Origin of the sequence: Flagellimonas amoyensis, assembly GCF_003058265.1 — a bacterium.
GTDB lineage: Bacteria > Bacteroidota > Bacteroidia > Flavobacteriales > Flavobacteriaceae > Flagellimonas > Flagellimonas amoyensis.
Window position 1 is genome coordinate 36230 of sequence record NZ_QBUK01000003.1, and the last position, 17673, is coordinate 53902.

Sequence of the window (17673 nt, forward strand, 5' to 3'; positions counted from 1 at the left end):
TGAAATGATGGAAGTATACACTGAAATGAAGCATGCCCGTTGAGGGGCATGCTTCATATTGGTTGACGTTTTATGTAAAGAGGGGCTCTTATCATATGGGTAGCTATTCCAATCCTATTGCAAATCACCTATTTTGCATGTGTAGCCATAAAAGACCTGATTTTTTTGATGATGGCCTCTCCTTCCTCTTCCAAGGCAAAATGTCCGGTGTCATAGATGTTATAATCGATTTCCTTAAGATGCTTCTTGAATGCGGCTGCACCACTCTCAGGAAAGTAGGCATCGTTTTTTCCCCATACGATCAACATGGGCGGTTGATGATCCCTTAGGTACTGTTGCCATTGGGGATATTGCTTTACATTGTTTTGATAGTCATACCAAAGATCCAAGTTGACCTTGTGTGCATTGGGACGTGACATCCTTAGATAATCCAAATGCCATGTGTCGGGGTTTACCGTTTCAGGGTTTCGGGTACCATGGGTGTATTGCCATTTTAAACCCTCAAGGGTAAATGCAGGCAAAAGGGCCGCTTCGGTCTCAGGGTTCCTATTGGCCCAAAGGTCCCGAATTCCCTTCCAACCTTCTCCAAGGCCTTCTTCATAGGCGTTCCCATTTTGGTTGATGATGGCTGTGACCCGCTCTGGATGCGCAACTGCGATGCGAAATCCAATAGGAGCACCGTAGTCCTGCATCATGATGGCATAAGAGTCCAATCCTTTCTTTTCCAAAAAAGCATCCATGGTTTTGGCCATGTTGTCAAAGGTGTACTCATAGTTGTCCGGGGTTGGGAAATCACTGTTCCCGTAGCCAGGATAGTCCGGCGCTACCAGATGATAGGCGTCTGATAGTCCATCCAATACTTTTCTATATTGATGTGATGATGCTGGATAACCATGCAACAATACAATGGTAGGGTTATCGGGATTTCCGGCTTCACGGTATGCAATGTTGATGCCGTCGATGTCTAGTGTCTTGAATTTTGTTGTTTTCATAGTTCTACTGTTTTTAGATGTATTATTACTGTTGATTTCTGGTTCCACTGGACTTTCGCAGCCCAAAATGGTAAGTGATAGGGCAAGTATGATCGGGATTGTTTTTTTCATGTCTTTTGTTTTATATTAATAATGTTCAGACACATAATTACCAAACGTTCGGTAAATTATTGGGGTAAATTTTTTTAACTATATCTTTCCTCTATTTGTTTAAGGGTGTTTTTAAAGATGATTGTATCCTGCATTGCTTTACTAAGCATTAGACTTCCTTGTATGTCTATCAAGGTTTGAATGGCATTTTTTTCAGCCAATTGATCAGATTGTCCCATGGATAGACCAAGTGACTTGAAAGACTTTAACCATCCCGCAAAACCTTTGGTAATTACATCATGGAAAAGGTCAAACCCCTCCTGCATGGAAAGCGCCCTGAAAATGCAATTGTCCTTACCTCCGTTGTATAGTTTTGAAATTTGGTCAAGACTGTTCTTTAGTTTGATGGTGGGAGTGATACCTTCTTGTTCCAAGGTCTTAAATATGTTTTGGGTAACCCATTGATCCATTTCATTTAGAACAGCTTCCGCCATTTCCTTTTTTCCATTGGGGAACCGATGGTAAAGACTTGCCTTCTGTAGGCCAGTAGCCTCAGAAAGCTCTTTTAAACTTGCACCTTCGTAGCCCTTGTTTCTAAAAACATCTGACAATGCTGCTAGTAGTTCTCCGTCTTGTATCTTTTGCGGTCTCATGATGCAAAATTAAAAAAAAACAGTAATTTACCAAACGTTTGGTAAATAAAATTAATAGTGAATAGAACCGTCTCCACCATCCGTATTCGTAATAAGGTCCTTTGGATAAGATTCACAGTATTGAGTTCAGAGGAACTTTTAATTTCCGTTGGGTGAATAATAATGTCACAACTGGGATGAAATTTCTCTTCGGTGTTGTTTGCCCCAAGTAATCAAATTTTCCACCAAAGGGTATAAGGATTCACAATATTCGGTTAGCCTGTATTCAACATCCTTGGGAAAATCGGGGTCTTCAATACGTAGGACAAGGTTGTTGAGTTCCATGTGCTTTAGCTCCTTGGACAGCATGGCAAAAGTAATTCCGGGAATGTTCTTGGCGATTTCCCGGTAGCGGTGAGCCCCATTATAGATGGCAATGATGACGGGCAATCGCCATTTTCCATTTAAAACGAATAAGGCGTCTTGGGCATACTTGATTTCTTCTTGATCTGCTATGGTACAAATGTAGGATGGTTGTCGTTTCTTATTCTCTGTTTCCATGTGCTATGGTTTACAATAGCATCCCCACTAAAAAGGATTGCCTGACCTAGTTTTGAAGCTGTAAAACAAAGGTAAAAACGATTAAAGCTTTTAAAATGAAAGATAACGTTAAATCGAGGTTCAATGAAAAGGAGTACAACATGCTCCAATTGTCAGTAGAAGGTGGTGTCGCTACAGTTACTTTGGATAATGCCCCAGTGAATGCCCTGAGTGGGAAGATGATGAAGGAGCTGAAACAATTGTTGGGTGACATGGCTACTGTACATAATATCAAAGTTATTGTTTTTGAAAGTGCAAACCCTGATTTCTTTATAGCCCATGTTGACATCAACATCCTTGGGGAGCAGGATGTCTTGGAAGAATTAGGTGCGCAGGTACCAAAGGGGTTCAATGTTTTTCAAGCTGTCGGTGAGATGCTTAGGAAGCAACCTCAAGTTACCATTGTAAACCTAAAGGGAATTGCTAGGGGAGGAGGAGCTGAATTCGTGACTGCTGCGGATATGAGCTTTGCATCTTTAGAAAAAGGGAAATTGGCCCAATGTGAAGCCTTGATGGGAATCATTCCTGGTGGTGGAGCCACACAATTTCTGTCCACTAAAATGTCCCGAAACAAGGTTTTGGAGATAATTTTAGGTGCAAATTTGTTCGATGCAGCAACCGCGGAAAGGTATGGTTGGATCAACCGGGCCATCCCGCATGCCGATATTGATGGTTTTGTTTATGAACTGTCCCATAATATTGCCGCATTGCCCGATGGCGTCATCGAGGCTGCCAAAAAGGTATTGGCACCTTACACTGACCTAAATGGATTTGCAGTGGAACATGAACAATGGGAAAAGTTGGCCTACAATGCAAAAACAACGGATATTATGACAAAGGCCATGAAAAATGGAGCGCAGACCGTGGAAGGGGAACTTGAGTTGGAGAGATTGCTCAGGGAATTGATCTGATTCACATCAAAGGGTCTTTTGTTATCGGGAGAATGGAAAGAAACCACTAAGATTTGGTAGTTAGGTTTCTTTGATATTTTATGGTTCGATGATTGGGAATAGGTGATTTTACTGCAATCTTTTATACGTTATGCAAGAAAATGTCTATCTGTTCTCCAGTGTTATAGAACGATTACGGCATTGGAGGAGAACTGTAGGTGTTCACCCATCCGCACATAACCCAATTGGTTGGTTATAAGTGAGGTGTCTCCTATCTTGAAAGGTGCCGTGTTTGAATGATGGTGACCATAAATCCAATAGTCAGGGCCATTAAAATTTATAAGGTCCTCTAGTTCTACGGCAAATGCCTCGTTCAGAGGGTCGCCCAGATATTTTTTTGGATAATTGTGAAAGGAAGGAACATGATGTGTGACAACCACCTTCTTTTTATCATTCTTTTCCAAGGCCTTTCTCAAAAAAAAGTGGTTTTCTTGATTAAGGTCATTATAATCGGAAGGGGATAGTAATTGCCCATATTTTCTTATGGTCCTAAAATCCGAAAGCATTCTGGTGATAAGCCTTTGATTTTTATCAGAGAGTTGGGTCCAAAGCGTGGAAAAAATCAATTCTACATCATCGATTACGATCGTTTGATTGTTTAATAAAAAGATGTTGTCCCGTATTTTTTCTTTAAAAATTCCTGCCCTGTGGCTGATATCGGACCCATAGTATTCATGGTTTCCCGGAATCCAATATACTTGTTGGAACTTTTGGGACAGGTCATCGAAAAACCAGCCAAACTTGTCCAATAAAGAAAACATTACGATGTCTCCTGCCATAACCAGGATATCTGCATTGGGTCGGATGGGGTTATCCAGAATGAATTGTTTGTTTTCAGGGAATTCTAAATGAAGGTCCGACAAATATTGGATAGTTGCCATTATGATTTTTGAGTTGTAAAGTTCGGTAAATTGAAATTCCTCAAGGAATTATGCCGTGCTTAACCTATTTTTTACCGTTATGGCAGTAATTGTGGATCGATTTTAGCTGTAGCTATATCTATTACATGTTTAGTTTTAATATTACCGCTGTAGCAGTAAAAAAGCATTATTTTTAAATATTTTCACATTTCAAATTATTAAATAACTTATATTTACTGTTAAAACGGTAAAAATGAAAGATTTTGACTTGGGGTCTATGGTAAAGGATCATCGTAAGAAAGCAGGGCTTACACAGCTTGAATTGGCCAATCTGGCAGGAGTTGGAAAGACAACCGTTTTTGATATTGAAAAGAATAAAGAAACTGTTCATTGGAACAATCTTTTGGCAGTGCTGCAAGTCTTGAACATTAAAATTGAATTTAAAGGTCCGTTCACTAAATAAGCATGAGAAAGGCGATCGTATATGTTCATGGAAATAGGGCAGGGGTATTGAGAGAGGTTTCTCCAAGCGAGTATCATTTTGATTATGACAATGATTACCATGGTGAAGCAGTTTCATTGACCATGCCTGTCGGTCATAAAAAATACAGCTATAATACGTTCCCTCCATTTTTTGAAGGACTGTTGCCGGAAGGCGTTATGTTGGAAGGATTGCTTAGAATCGCCAAAATCGATAAAAATGACTATTTCTCGCAATTAGTGGCAACAGGAACTGATTTGGTAGGTGCGGTAACGGTTAAATCTATGGATGATGAATAGATGTCCCATCACATATGAATTATGCGGTACGGCAAAATATAGCGAAAAGGGGCTTAAGATGATTGCACCCAAGTTAACACATCTAAACGATCTTCCCTTTACAGCTGCTGAATTGAGAAGGGAAGCCGTAAATAGGGCAAAGAAGTTATCCATTCAAGGGGTACAGCCCAAATTGAGTGCAACAGTTTCTGTGGTTGGGCAGGAATTTAAAATTGTGGATCAGTTTGGAACCTATATTATAAAACCGCAAAACGATTTATTTCCGCAGTTGCCGGAAAATGAAGATCTGACCATGCGTATGGCAAAGGAATTTGGCTTAGAGGTGCCTTTGCATGGGATGGTTTATGCCAAAGATGGCAGTCTTTCCTATTTTATAAAGCGCTTTGACCGCTATGGTAAGGGGAAAAAATATGCAACTGAAGATTTTGCCCAATTGACAGGAAACACGAGGGATACCAAATACCGCTTTACCATGGAAAAGATGGTACCGGTAATCGAAGAATTCTGCTCCTTTCCAGCCATTGAAAAAGCAGAATTTTTCAAACGGGTCATTTTCTGTTATGTGACCGGAAACGAAGATATGCACTTAAAAAACTTTTCCCTGATCACCAAAAGGGGCATGACAACCTTAACGCCGGCATATGACCTGTTGAACTCTTCAATCGCGATAAAGAATCCCGATGAAGAAATTGCCTTGACCCTGAAAGGGAAAAAAAGTAATTTGAAAGCTTCCGACTTCATAGGCTATTATGCGAAGGAGCGATTACAATTGAACAACAAGACAATCGAATTGATTCTGGAGCAGATGCAAAAAGTTATACCCAAATGGAAGGAGTTGGTTGAAATTTCCTTTCTTTCGGATGATATGAAAGAAAGGTACTTCAACATTTTAGAATCCCGATTGAAGATGTTTTAATGTTTTTTATCAAAGGCTACCGTCCATCCCCTAAAGCAGATGAACGAATATTGAGAACTACCGGACAATGTTTTTAAATTGACCAAGATCATTGTAACCTACTAAAGCTGAATTGAATAAAACCAAATTGACTTAGCAAACCCCATGAGATCATGGTCATTCTTCAATTATGCTATATCGTCCGAAATTTTACTACCTAATACCTTGACATATATTTGGGCCGCCTAAAAAGGTGTTGCCAAGCATTTTGCCCATGGACTGAAAGGGTATACTAGTGGAAAGGGATGCAATGGAGGTAAGTGCATCTCTGGTCAAATAGGGCAATATCTTATTTCAATAACTCTGGAATCTTAGTGCCTTTCTATCTCGGTCTTTGGTATACGTTACAATGGGGAGCTGTCGGAACCTTGTTGTTTTACCATGATTATTCTTGTTATTGAGAATTAGTAGGGTTGGTTTTTTGTTTGAATTTTATAATTTTGGGATATGAAAGGGAGTGAATCTTTACAGGAGTTTTACCAAAGGGTGCCCAAATTGAGGCAAGGTGTAGATGGGTTGAACAATTCGGGTGCTGGACATATCAATGTGTTCTCAAGGGATAAATGTAGGCTGATCAGTCCCTACATGCGTCGGGATTTTTACAAGGTTACCCTGATCATCGGAGAGGGAACCATTCAATATGCAAACAAGTGGATTGCCATAGACCGCCCGGCATTGTTGTTTTCCAACCCCTTGGTGCCCTATGCTTGGGAGGCCAGCTCAGAAGAGCAAAAAGGATGGTTTGCCCTCTTCTCCGAATCTTTTCTCCTTAATGGGGTCCAATCGACCAGCTTGAGGGAATCCCCTCTCTTCCGCGTGGGCAGTGATCCGGTCTTCTTTTTGAATGATGGGCAGTTGGATGAGATCTCCAGAATTTTCCAAAGGATGGAAAAGGAAATGCAATCAGATTACCAATTTAAGTATGATGTGGTCCGGAGCCATTTACACTTGATCATCCATGAAGCCATGAAATACAATCCGGCCAACAGTTTTGAAAGGAGCTACAATTCGTCTGAACGGATTGCCTCGCTGTTCCTGGAATTATTGGAACGTCAATTCCCCGTTGATTTTCCCAATGCCCCATTGGAAATGAAATCGGCCAAGGATTATGCGGCCCATTTGTCGGTACATGTGAACCATCTGAACCGCATGGTCAAAAAACAGACCCAAAAAACGACTACGGAGCATATCGCAGACCGAGTGTTGCGTGAAGCATTGGCCCTGTTGCAGCATAGCGACCAAAGCGTTTCGGAGATTGCCTATAGTCTAGGTTTCGATAACCCGGCCTATTTTACCAATTTCTTTAAAGGTAAAGTAGGGGCCTCTCCCAATCAGGTCCGGGAAACTCATGCTTGAATTTTATAAGTGATGCTTTGAATTTTATAAGCCAAGACCCATGCTTTGCAAATACCTTTGCTTAAAAAAGTTGGAAATATGGTTTATAGAAATTTAGGAAGTACAGATGAAAAGTTGTCCGCTTTGGGATTGGGCTGTATGGGGATGAGTTTTGCCTATGGTCCGGCCAATGATGACGAAAGTGTCATGGTTTTGCACCGGGCACTGGACCTGGGCATCAATTTTTGGGATACTGCAGATATGTATGGCAATGGAGCGAACGAGCTTTTGCTTTCTCGGGTACTAAAAGAAAATAGGGACAAAGTGTTTTTGGCTACCAAGTTCGGTTTTCGGTTCCGGTCCAGTAAGGCCTCGGATAGCAATTCCCTCAACACATATTTTGACGGATCTCCTGAATATGTCAAGCAGGCAGTGGAGGCCAGTTTACGACGATTGAACGTGGAGGTCATCGATCTCTATTATGCCCACAGGGTGGACCCTCAAGTAGCGATAGAGGAAACAGTGGGGGCCATGGCCGATTTGGTCAAAGAAGGTAAAGTGCGGTATCTGGGGTTGAGCGAAGCATCACTAGAGTCAATTCGACGGGCCAATGCGGTGCATCCCATTATGGCCCTTCAAAGTGAATATTCCCTCCTTACACGAGGTGTGGAAGGGGAAGTTCTGGACACTGTAAGGGAATATAATATGTCCTTGGTGCCCTATTCCCCATTGGCGCGGGGATTGGTAACGGATACTTTTAAGGTGGACGCTTTGGATGAAAAGGACTTTAGAAGGACCTTACCGCGATATCAGGGGGAGAATCTGGACAACAACCTCCTTCTTAAATCCGAGCTGCAAGAATTGGCAGGTCAAAAAGGGATTACCATGGCCCAATTGGCCTTAGCCTGGGTCTTGAACCAAGGGAATGATATAATGCCCATACCCGGCACCCGAAAAATTTACAGATTGGAAGAAAATGTGAAGGCTGTTGAGGTGGTGTTCTCACAGGAAGAGCTCCACACCATCACGGCAATATTGGAAAGGTACCCGAATGTGGGCGAACGCTATAACGAAGGGGCCATGCGCTTGGTGAATAATTGACCAAACCCCTAAAACACCTTGACGGTCGATCATTATTTTTTTTCATACACTATTTAAACACATTCCATTGGTAACAAAGCCATATACCGAAGTCAAAAGATTACATGTCGATCATAAGAAAAAGGCGACCCTAATATCCTTTTTGATGATCCCCCTGTCCGGGTTGGTAACGGATATCTATGCGCCCTCGATGCCCACCATGGCTTCCGAGCTCCAACAGTCGGAAGGTGCGGTCCAATTGACCCTCACACTTTTTTTGTTGAGCTATGCAGTGGTCCAGTTTTTTGCGGGCAGTTTCATGGATAGCTATGGGCGTTATCGCATAACGCTGATATCGCTCGTCTTGTTCATCTTGAGCAATGTGGTAATAGCAATGTCCACCAGTTTAGGGCCAATTTATGCCATGCGGATTGTCCAAGGCATTGCTATAGGTTGTATCGGTGTTGCCAAGCGAAGTTTTTTTGTTGATGTGCATGAGGGGGACAAAAGAAAGCACTACCTGAGCATCATGTCCATCGTATGGTCCATTGCTCCTATAGTGGCCCCTTTTATAGGGGGATACCTACAACATTATTTCAATTGGCAGGCCAGTTTTTATGCACTGGCAGGTTATGCCTCGGTATTGTTTCTCTTGGAGTTGTTATATTCAGGAGAGACCGTTCGGGAATTTCGACCCTTCAAAAGAAAGACCATTCTTAAGGACTATGGGACGATGCTGCGAACACCCATGTTCCTATATGGGGTCATATGTAGTGGACTGTGCTATGGGACCATTATGATCTTCAATTTGTCCGGGGCCTTTATTGTGGAACATGGGATGGGGTTTCCCCCTGTGGTAGCAGGATATGCCTCCTTGATCATGGGAATGGCATGGCTGTTGGGTGGTTTTATAGGAAAAGGCCTTATCGATAGGCCCTTTGTTCCCAAACTTAGGATTGCCAATATATTGGGAATCACAGTGACCATCTTGATGATTCTTAGTGCAACGCTTTGGGAGAATCTATATAGTTTGATTTTGTTTGCTTTTCTGGTACATGTAGGGGTAGGGTTTATTTTCAACAACTATTTTGCTTACTGTATTGGGAGGTTTCCGAAAATGGCAGGAATTTCGGGTGGTTTTATCGGTGGATCTGCTTTTTTTATCACATCCATATCCAGTTATGCCATAGTTGGGTTGGTACATCCCCAGGATCAGTCAGGTTTGGGTATCAGCTATTTAGGTATGGCCATGTTGATTATGGTTATACTACTGTTTCTGGTTAGGCCGGAGAAAATCCTTGAAGATTAGTCTTTTGATTCCGTATTCTTGCAGCTTATGGGGCGAACAATATTAATGATGCCTTGAAGGGCTAGGTGTTATCAAATTCTAAGAATGTTTAATAAAAAGGCCTGTTGATTTTGTACTACCCATAAGAATCGGTCTCCAAGTTAAACTATGCGTTCACCTCAAATAATTGTTTTTAAATCGATTTGGCAAACTCCAAGAGGGCAGGGTCATTTTTCAATTTTTCCATATCGTCCGAAATTTTACTGTCCAATACCCTGGCATAGATTTGTGTCGTCTTCAAAGAGGTATGACCCAGCATTTTGCTCACCGACTCAATGGGTACCCCATTGGAAAGAGTGACAGTCGTTGCAAAGGTGTGTCTGGCCAAATGCGTGGTCAAGGTCTTTTTGATCTTACATGCCGTGGCAATTTCTTTCAGATAGGAATTGGTGCGCTGGTTGGTGTATACAGGTAGTAAGGTCTTTTTTTCAATTACCCTGGGATGTTCTTTATACTTGTCGATTATGGCCTCCGGAATGCTCAATAAAGGAATACTGCTCAAAACCTTGGTTTTTTTTCTTTTGGTCTTGATCCATTTGTTCCCCTTGATGTCCTTGACCAGATCATCCTTGGTCAACTTTTCTATATCTGCAAAGGCCAGTCCGGTATAACAGCAGAACAAAAACATATCTCTTACTGTATCCAGTCTTTCGAATTCAAATTCTTGTTTTAGCATTGCTTCCAGTTCCTCATGTGTCAAATACTCCCGCTCTTTTTGTTTCCAACTGGCGGACCAGTGGAAGAAAGGGTCCCGGTCAATCCATTGATTGGCATAGGCGATACGGACAATTTTCTTGAAATTGACGATATATTTGGTCGCCGTATTGTGGGAGCAGTTTTTTTTGCTCTTCAAAAAGTAATCAAAGCCCGTTATAAACTCATAATCGAGCTTTTTAAGCGGAAAATCCCTTTTTTGGTACTTGTGTACTATGTAATCGGAGACGTGCGATTTGGCCGCTTTATATCGTTGGAGTGTTCCCGCGGAATATTCCTTGCCCACCAAACTTTCCATTTCATCATTGTGATCTTGGAATATTTCCAAGATCATATAGTGTTTCTGGCCCTTGCCCAAAAAGATGTTCTTCACGATATCTGTATCTACGTATTCTTCATTGCGAACCAGCTCGTCATATATGGAAACGCACTTTGCTTTCAAGGTGTCGAAGAATCTGTTCAACACCAGTGTTTCTGGTTTTTTCCCTCGTAATCGACCGGTGTTGGCATCCCACTTCAAGGGGTCGACCTGTTTGCCTGTGCTGAACTCTGAACGCTTGCTGTCCAATGTAATACGGGCATAGATGGGCACTAATTTATTGTTGCTTGATTTTCTTTTTTTGGGATAAAAAATGACGTTGATTGTACTGAACATGGCAAAAGGTTTTGATTTAACACTTTGAAGGTACAAAAAGGGGTCTTAAATAAATGTTAACAAATCCTTGCAATAAATTATAAAACAGTCAATTACAGCGATGGCGGTGAGCATTTTTTTGGAGATGGAATGCTCACCGAATTGCTCACCTTTTAGATGGTGTTTTTTGCTATTTTTTGATGCCAATGGAAATGAAAAAAGCCTGTAAACATCTCGTTTACAGGCTTTTGCATAAATTTGGAAATATTCCAAGCGGTCTGGACGGGATTCGAACCCGCGAACCTTTCTTGCGGTGATGTTGATTTTGAAAATTAAGCCTAATTATCTCCATTTGGATTGAAATAACACAGAGATTTATGTCTATTTAACTCTTTCAATATTTTTGATCAGCTAAAATTTCTTTCAAAGCGGCCATATCCTCGCTCACCTTCCTATCAATGATTTTTGCATAGTGCTGTGTAGTCCTAAGATTTTTATGCCCCAATAGTTGTCCTACCGTTTCAATTGGCACGCCATTTGAAAGTGTCACAGTGGTTGCAAAAGTATGTCTGGCCAAATGGGTGGTAAGATTTTTTTTGATACCACAGAGGTCGGCAATTTCTTTGAGATAGGCATTTGACTTCTGGTTGCTCAAAACAGGCAACACACAATCCCCATTGACAACTTTGGGATGATCCTGATATTTTTCGATGATGGCCAATGCGGTGGGGAGTAGGGGAATACCCAATCTGGATTTGGTTTTGGTGCGTTTGGACTTTATCCAAAGACTTTCATCTGTATGTTTCACAATATTGTCGGAATGTAACTTTTGGACATCGATATAGGAAAGGCCTGTATAGCAGCAGAACACAAACATATCCCGAACAACATCCAAACGTTCTCCATCAATTTCCTTTTCTACTAAAACCTGTAGTTCCTCTTTGGATAGGAATTCCCGTTCCACTGTTTTGAATTGTACTTTATAGTTGTAAAATGGGTCTTTGCCGATCCATTCATGGGCAACGGCCATTCGGATTATCTTCTTGAAATTGTTGATGTATTTCAAAGCTGAGTTATGGTTGCACTTTTTCGTCACTTTTAGGAAATACTCAAAACCCTTAATGAATTTCAAATCCACATCTCGGACAGGAATATCAGTTTTTCTTAGTTCCAACTTGATAAATTCAGCTATATGGCTTCTTGTGGTATGGTATCGCTTGTAGGTGCCCAATGCAAATTCAATATCAATAAGTTTTTCCATTTGTTGGTTATGTTCGTCAAAGAGCTCCAGTAGCATTTTAAGTTTTTCACCTTTACCCAGATACAGATTTTTTACATCAGATGAGGTGAAAGGTTTATTGTCCTCCACAAGTTGACGATGGATTTTGTTTATTCTACTTCTAACAGTATCCAAATATTGGTTCAATTCATTTGCTTCAAGGTTCGTTCCCTTTATTTTTCCCATCCGAGCACTCCATCTTTGAGGATCGACCTTGTGTGAAACACTCAATTCACTTCGTTGGCCATTTACCGTTAAACGTAGATATATAGGGATTTTAGTGTCTTTTTCTTTGTGTTTTCCTTTGAGATAAAATAGCTGAGAGAAAGAATGGTTCATTTTTGATGTCTTTTTTAACAGAAATGAAGGTACAAAAAAGAAAAATATCATTTTTGTATTTAACATAAAATCAATCAATTATAGTAAAATCGGTGAGTATTTTTCAAGTAAAAAATTACTCACCGAATAGGTGATTTTTTTAATGATATTATTTGAGGTTAAATGAAACCAAATAAAATAAAAAAACCTGTAAATCAGTTATTTACAGGTTTAATGTTTTGTTTTGATGGTGTTTCAGTGGAGCCGGAGGGATTCGAACCCTCGTCCAAACAAGCAATAACCATGCTTTCTACATGCTTAGTCTTCGTTTATTTGTCGACGCACGACCGACCGAAAACCGCCTATCGTACGCTTAGCTTCTTTAGTTTTACGATCTTAACGAAGCTATAAGATCGCTATGTTGACTTTTATGGTGCCCCAATAAAGGTCGCCATCAACAAGGGCTACCAAGGGACATTCAGCTTTCCCGCCTTGCGGGACTAGGCCATGACTTACTGTGATTCAGTCAATTAGGCAGCCAAAGCGTAGTTAGACTCGCCATGTAAAAGGTTGGAACGGAGATTTTCGAGCATCAATTCCATAGCTCGGCATGCTTACATCGCCATTGGTCTTGCTGTCAAAACCGGTCGGCCCCAATATGTTCAAGAACTTTCCTCAAAAGGGTTGCAAAGTTAACCAAAAGTTTGTTTACCCATCACAAACCTCTTATTTTGGTCAACAATTATACCAATTCATTTTATGAGGTTCGGAATCATACGAGAGCGCAAAGACCCGCCAGACCGCAGGGTAGTGCTATCCCCAACAGCCTGTCAAAATGTCCTTGCCCACTTTCCAAAAGCACAGATTTTGGTGGAATCGTCCCCCATTAGGGTGTTTTCTGATGATGAATATAGGGCGAAAGACTTGGAGGTTTCGGATGCGGTGGAATCTTGCGAAGTGTTTTTGGGTGTCAAGGAAGTACCCATCGATGCGCTGGTTCCCCACAAAAAATATTTTTTCTTTTCGCATACCATCAAAAAACAGCCCTACAATAGGTCATTGCTCAAGGCAGTCTTGGAGAAGAATATCGAGCTGTACGATCATGAGGTCATCACCAATCCCAAAGGGCAGCGTTTGGTGGCCTTCGGTAGATATGCAGGCATTGTTGGGGCGTACAACGGAATCCGGACTTTTGGATTGAAATTTGACCTCTTCCACTTGCCTAAGGCGGAAACACTCAAGGACCAACAGGCCTTGATTGTGGAACTCCAAAAGATCAACCTTCCCAATATCAAGATCCTGCTCACCGGAAGGGGTAGGGTGGGCAATGGGGCCAAGGAGATGTTGGATGCCATGGGACTGAAGAAAGTGGGTGTGGAGGAGTATTTGAAAAATACGTTCCAGGAGCCTGTTTACTGCCAGATAGATGCTTCGGAATACAACAAACGCAAGGACAATGTTCGCGGGAGCAAAGCCGATTTCTTTAAAAATCCGCAGGAGTACAGGTCCAATTTCTTTCGGTTTGCCAAGGTGACCGATTTTTATATCGCCGGACATTTTTATGGAGACGGAGCACCTTATCTCTACACGCGGGAAGATGCCAAACAACCCGACTTCAAGATAAAAGTGGTGGCCGATATCAGTTGTGATATTGATGGGCCGGTGGCCACTACGCTAAGGGCGTCCACCATTGCAGATCCCATTTATGGATACGATCCCCGGACCGAAACCGAGACCGACTTCAAAGAAGAGGGCGCCATTGCGGTCATGGCCGTGGACAACCTTCCCTGCGAATTGCCCCGTGATGCCAGTAATGGCTTTGGCGAGGCATTTTCCAAATACGTCATCCCTGCTTTTTTTAATGGGGATGTGGACGGAATACTTCAAAGGGCCCGGATGACCCAAAATGGCAAACTCACCGAACGATATGCCTATTTGCAAGATTATGTGAATGGAAAAGAATGATCGACCATTGGTCGATTTTGGTTCTTTTTTGTTAATGATATGTTATTTATCTGTATCTTGTTTTCCCTATTATTTGAAACAGTGAAGTTTAACTGGTTATACTCGGGCAATGCCAATGCGGCCATGAAAAGGGCCTGTATCGATTTGGAATACAGCCTCAGGCCAAGAATCACCAAGTTTTTGCTGACCCGGGTCGATGGTGAATGTTGCGGGGACTTCTCGTGCTACCATTTTGATGTGGATATAAAACGGAACTGGGTCTGGATTTCGGAAAAGACCCCAAAGGAATGCATCAAAAAAATACTGCCCGACTTTGATATCGAGATCAACGGTTCTGCTGTTCCTTCCGTCGCCTGATCATTCCCCTACTTTTATTTCCCACTCAATGGTTGGTTGCACCTTCGGGGCCACATAGGCGCCCAGGGCCTTCAGTGTTAGTGTCAAACTATCCTTCCTTTCCAACGTTTTGATGTTGATGGTCTTCGTATCGCCAGCGGGCACGGTAAATACCGGTGAGCTGGAATAAAAGATGTAGGGCATCTGGTTCTCAAAGATGAGGTCGCTACTGGAAACATTCTTCAAGGTCACTTCCAGAATGGAGGTCTTGTTGATGTATTGGGCCTTTTCAACCTGGATGCAGGCTTGCAACAGCGGAATCAAATTTTCTTTTTTTCCTACCAATAACGAATTGAAAACGGCCACCGTTCTTCCGGCAAACAAAGCTTCTTTCAGGGATTCCGGTGTCTTTTCCTTGGCAAAGACCAGGGTAATTGGGCGGTCATGCCCTTTTTCCGTGTAGTCCCAATCGATGAGACCATGGATGTCGCTATTGCCCATAATGGTCAGATTGTGCTCAAGGGCCAACGCCAAGGATTCCTCGGCATAGTCCCCCATATTGATGACCTCGACACCGTGCAGTTCTCCCTTTTTAAGTCGTTCTTTTTGAAAGTCACTCAAAATAGGGTTGCCATTTGGCGATTGGGGATGCCAAGCCGGGTGGTTCCAGAACACAAAGGCTCCTTGCTTTTTGGCCTCTGCAAAAGAGTCTTCGGCCTTATCGTTCATAAGTTTATTGGCGTCTTGGATAAAAACGGCATTGTTGTGCCCCATGGGAGCTTGCCGGGTAATTTCAGAGCCATGGATGATCAATAGGTCATGGTCTTTCGCCTCTTCCAGTGCAAGCTCATAGGACCTATTGCGGTCCGGATGTGGAATATCTTGCTTGTGGGGTTGGTATTCAATGTGTTCCGTGAGCGATATCACATCCAAATTGTCTCGCAAGGCTTCCATGACACGAATGGTGGGCCATACATCCCCATCGGAAAAGACCGTATGTTGGTGAAGGTCGGTCTTCAACGTCTTATAGCCAGAAACATCTGGAAAAACTAAGGTTCTGGAACTCTTGTGGGAATGTTCTTGGGAGAAACAAAAAGTTGATACAAGAAGTACAATGAAGAATGATTGGAATTTCATGGTTGCGGTTTTGCTAAAATTAATGAACCGTGGTCAATGTATCAATTCCCGGAAGAGGATTTTACAAACTGATAACCTAAAAGCTATGTTGGTGCATAGCGGATACGGACAGATTTCTTGCATGGCCCGGATGTGTCACAATTAATAAATATTTAAGGTTTCCAAAAGGGTGGATAAACAAAATCATCACTAGGTTTGTCGGTTCAAAAAAAGTTGACCTTGCACAAAGATTTGATCATAGCGATACTTTGGAGTCTTTCCCCTTTTGGAGAGGCCAAAGTGGGCATTCCCTATGGCATGTACCAGGGAGTGAACGAATATCTGGTGTTCATTGCCTGTTTTTTGGCAAATGTGCTCGTATTTCCTTTGATGATGTTCTTCTTGGAACACATCAACCGATATTTGGTGAAATGGCGGTTCTATAAAAAATCTGCGGTCTATGTGGGCCAGAGGGCAAAAAAAGGTTCTGGGGGCAAGGTGCAGAAGTATGGATTTCTGGGCATAGTCCTCTTTGTGATGGTCCCATTGCCCGGAACCGGAGTATATGCCGGTACCATTGCTGCCTACCTGTTCAAAATGAAAAAGCGTGAAGCTTTCACGGCCAATACCATAGGTATTTTCCTTTCTTCCGTAATTGTTTGGGTCACCACCTTGGTTTCCTTGGAAGGTGTTTGACCAATCTGGAGGAAACCATATTTTTAGTTTTTTCGATGCCCCATTCTGCTTGGATTTGTTTATTTTGCTGCCAGTCAAAAAAGTTTCTTTAATCCAAAAACACAGATATGGCATCAGGTTTTTTTGCGGTCCTGGATGATATTTCCGCACTTATGGACGATGTGGCTTCCATGAGCAAGATAGCGACCAAAAAAACAGCGGGTATTTTGGGCGATGATTTGGCAGTGAATGCCGAGAAAGCGACCGGTTTTGTGTCCAATAGGGAGATACCTGTACTTTGGGCCATTACCAAAGGTTCCTTTTTGAACAAATTGATCATTCTCCCCATTGCTTTTTTGTTGAGTGCCTATCTTCCCACTGCGATTACCATTATACTGCTGTTGGGAGGGGTCTACTTGGCCTATGAGGGAGCGGAAAAAGTCTATGAGTTCTTTTTTCCTCACAAGGAAGCGCATGTGGAGGAAACCGCAGCCGTTCCGGAAGAAGATTTGCCCGCCTTGGAAAAAACCAAGGTAAAGCAGGCCATCATCACGGATTTTATCCTTTCCATAGAAATTGTCATCATTGCATTGAGCACCGTGGTCAACGAACCTTTGTTGACCAGGATTGTAGTGGTCTCCATAGTGGCACTGCTGGCTACAGTTGGGGTGTATGGTATTGTGGCCTTGATTGTCCGGATGGATGATTATGGGTACAAACTGATCCGACTGAACGATAGGGACGATAGCTTCTCGGACAAAGTGGGGATGTTGTTGGTGAATGCGTTGCCCAAGATCATCAAGGCACTTTCCGTAGTGGGCACACTTGCCCTGTTGTTGGTGTCGGGGGGCATATTCAACCACAACATTGAATACCTCCACCATTTGTTTCCCCAAATTCCATCCATGCTCAAGGATTTTTTGGTTGGCTTGGTAGTGGGCTTTGCGGCCGTCTTTTTGATGAAATTGGTGAAAAAGATATTGAAGAAATAATTAGCTTCATATAATGTGCACT

General features: G+C 42.2%; 18 protein-coding genes, 1 other RNA gene and 1 pseudogene. 11 read left to right on the forward strand and 9 right to left on the reverse strand.

The features are described from left to right. Positions 1–128 precede the first annotated feature (128 nt). The 3 genes from DB398_RS04790 to DB398_RS04800 all read right to left on the reverse strand — a co-directional run bounded on the left by DB398_RS04790 (position 129) and on the right by DB398_RS04800 (position 2275). On the reverse strand, positions 129–992 hold the full coding sequence (locus DB398_RS04790) for an alpha/beta fold hydrolase (protein ID WP_108423575.1): 864 nt from the start codon (positions 990–992) through the stop codon (positions 129–131). Positions 993–1177: 185 nt separating this feature from the next. Next, positions 1178–1735, reverse strand: a complete 558-nt coding sequence (locus DB398_RS04795; RefSeq protein WP_108423276.1) for a TetR/AcrR family transcriptional regulator — start codon at positions 1733–1735, stop codon at positions 1178–1180. A gap of 165 nt (positions 1736–1900) precedes the next feature. Further along, entirely contained in the window at positions 1901–2275 is a 375-nt protein-coding gene (locus DB398_RS04800; RefSeq protein WP_108423277.1) for a winged helix-turn-helix transcriptional regulator, read from the reverse strand. Between the two features lie 95 nt (positions 2276–2370). On the opposite strand from DB398_RS04800, the gene DB398_RS04805 reads away from it, so the two are divergent. Next, positions 2371–3225, forward strand: a complete 855-nt coding sequence (locus DB398_RS04805; RefSeq protein ID WP_108423278.1) for an enoyl-CoA hydratase/isomerase family protein — start codon at positions 2371–2373, stop codon at positions 3223–3225. 161 nt (positions 3226–3386) lie between these two features. Here the strand turns inward: DB398_RS04805 and DB398_RS04810 are convergent, their stop codons facing one another. Next, positions 3387–4145 carry a metallophosphoesterase gene (locus DB398_RS04810; RefSeq protein ID WP_108423279.1) on the reverse strand — a complete coding sequence of 253 codons (759 nt, stop codon included), beginning with the start codon at positions 4143–4145 and terminating at the stop codon, positions 3387–3389. A 232-nt stretch (positions 4146–4377) separates the two neighbouring features. Between DB398_RS04810 and DB398_RS04815 the strand changes: the two genes are divergently transcribed. The 6 genes from DB398_RS04815 to DB398_RS04840 all read left to right on the forward strand — a co-directional run bounded on the left by DB398_RS04815 (position 4378) and on the right by DB398_RS04840 (position 9583). Further along, positions 4378–4587 carry a helix-turn-helix domain-containing protein gene (locus tag DB398_RS04815; RefSeq protein ID WP_108423280.1) on the forward strand — a complete coding sequence of 70 codons (210 nt, stop codon included), beginning with the start codon at positions 4378–4380 and terminating at the stop codon, positions 4585–4587. 2 nt (positions 4588–4589) lie between these two features. Further along, positions 4590–4904 carry a HipA N-terminal domain-containing protein gene (locus tag DB398_RS04820; RefSeq protein ID WP_108423281.1) on the forward strand — a complete coding sequence of 105 codons (315 nt, stop codon included), beginning with the start codon at positions 4590–4592 and terminating at the stop codon, positions 4902–4904. Positions 4905–4962: 58 nt separating this feature from the next. Next, the gene (locus DB398_RS04825; RefSeq protein ID WP_234416065.1) at positions 4963–5820 is read left to right on the forward strand and encodes a HipA domain-containing protein; all 858 of its coding nucleotides are present in this window, start codon (positions 4963–4965) and stop codon (positions 5818–5820) included. A gap of 486 nt (positions 5821–6306) precedes the next feature. Beyond that, positions 6307–7215, forward strand: a complete 909-nt coding sequence (locus DB398_RS04830; RefSeq protein ID WP_108423283.1) for a helix-turn-helix domain-containing protein — start codon at positions 6307–6309, stop codon at positions 7213–7215. A gap of 78 nt (positions 7216–7293) precedes the next feature. Beyond that, entirely contained in the window at positions 7294–8295 is a 1002-nt protein-coding gene (locus DB398_RS04835; protein WP_108423284.1) for an aldo/keto reductase, read from the forward strand. Between the two features lie 145 nt (positions 8296–8440). After that, complete coding sequence (locus DB398_RS04840) at positions 8441–9583, forward strand: MFS transporter (protein WP_108423285.1); 1143 nt, start codon at positions 8441–8443, stop codon at positions 9581–9583. A 172-nt stretch (positions 9584–9755) separates the two neighbouring features. Here the strand turns inward: DB398_RS04840 and DB398_RS04845 are convergent, their stop codons facing one another. The 4 genes and pseudogenes from DB398_RS04845 to ssrA all read right to left on the reverse strand — a co-directional run bounded on the left by DB398_RS04845 (position 9756) and on the right by ssrA (position 13222). Further along, positions 9756–10991 carry a site-specific integrase gene (locus tag DB398_RS04845; protein ID WP_108423286.1) on the reverse strand — a complete coding sequence of 412 codons (1236 nt, stop codon included), beginning with the start codon at positions 10989–10991 and terminating at the stop codon, positions 9756–9758. 373 nt (positions 10992–11364) lie between these two features. Then, positions 11365–12267, reverse strand: coding sequence for a site-specific integrase (locus DB398_RS04850; RefSeq protein WP_313777783.1), 903 nt, complete (start codon positions 12265–12267; stop codon positions 11365–11367). Between the two features lie 45 nt (positions 12268–12312). Then, positions 12313–12654: pseudogene (locus tag DB398_RS18645) on the reverse strand (Arm DNA-binding domain-containing protein); the annotation flags it as partial. A gap of 169 nt (positions 12655–12823) precedes the next feature. Next, positions 12824–13222, reverse strand: a transfer-messenger RNA (tmRNA) gene (ssrA, locus tag DB398_RS04855). A 104-nt stretch (positions 13223–13326) separates the two neighbouring features. On the opposite strand from ssrA, the gene DB398_RS04860 reads away from it, so the two are divergent. After that, positions 13327–14532: an NAD(P)-dependent oxidoreductase gene (locus DB398_RS04860; RefSeq protein ID WP_108423288.1), complete on the forward strand. Its 1206-nt coding sequence runs from the start codon at positions 13327–13329 to the stop codon at positions 14530–14532. Positions 14533–14613: 81 nt separating this feature from the next. Next, complete coding sequence (locus DB398_RS04865) at positions 14614–14889, forward strand: hypothetical protein (protein WP_159076315.1); 276 nt, start codon at positions 14614–14616, stop codon at positions 14887–14889. On the opposite strand, the gene DB398_RS04870 is transcribed toward DB398_RS04865, so the two are convergent. After that, entirely contained in the window at positions 14890–16005 is a 1116-nt protein-coding gene (locus DB398_RS04870; protein ID WP_108423290.1) for an Sb-PDE family phosphodiesterase, read from the reverse strand. Between the two features lie 219 nt (positions 16006–16224). On the opposite strand from DB398_RS04870, the gene DB398_RS04875 reads away from it, so the two are divergent. Then, complete coding sequence (locus DB398_RS04875) at positions 16225–16680, forward strand: COG2426 family protein (protein ID WP_108423576.1); 456 nt, start codon at positions 16225–16227, stop codon at positions 16678–16680. Positions 16681–16787: 107 nt separating this feature from the next. Continuing rightward, on the forward strand, positions 16788–17651 hold the full coding sequence (locus DB398_RS04880; protein WP_108423291.1) for a DUF808 domain-containing protein: 864 nt from the start codon (positions 16788–16790) through the stop codon (positions 17649–17651). The last annotated feature ends 22 nt before the right edge of the window (positions 17652–17673 follow it).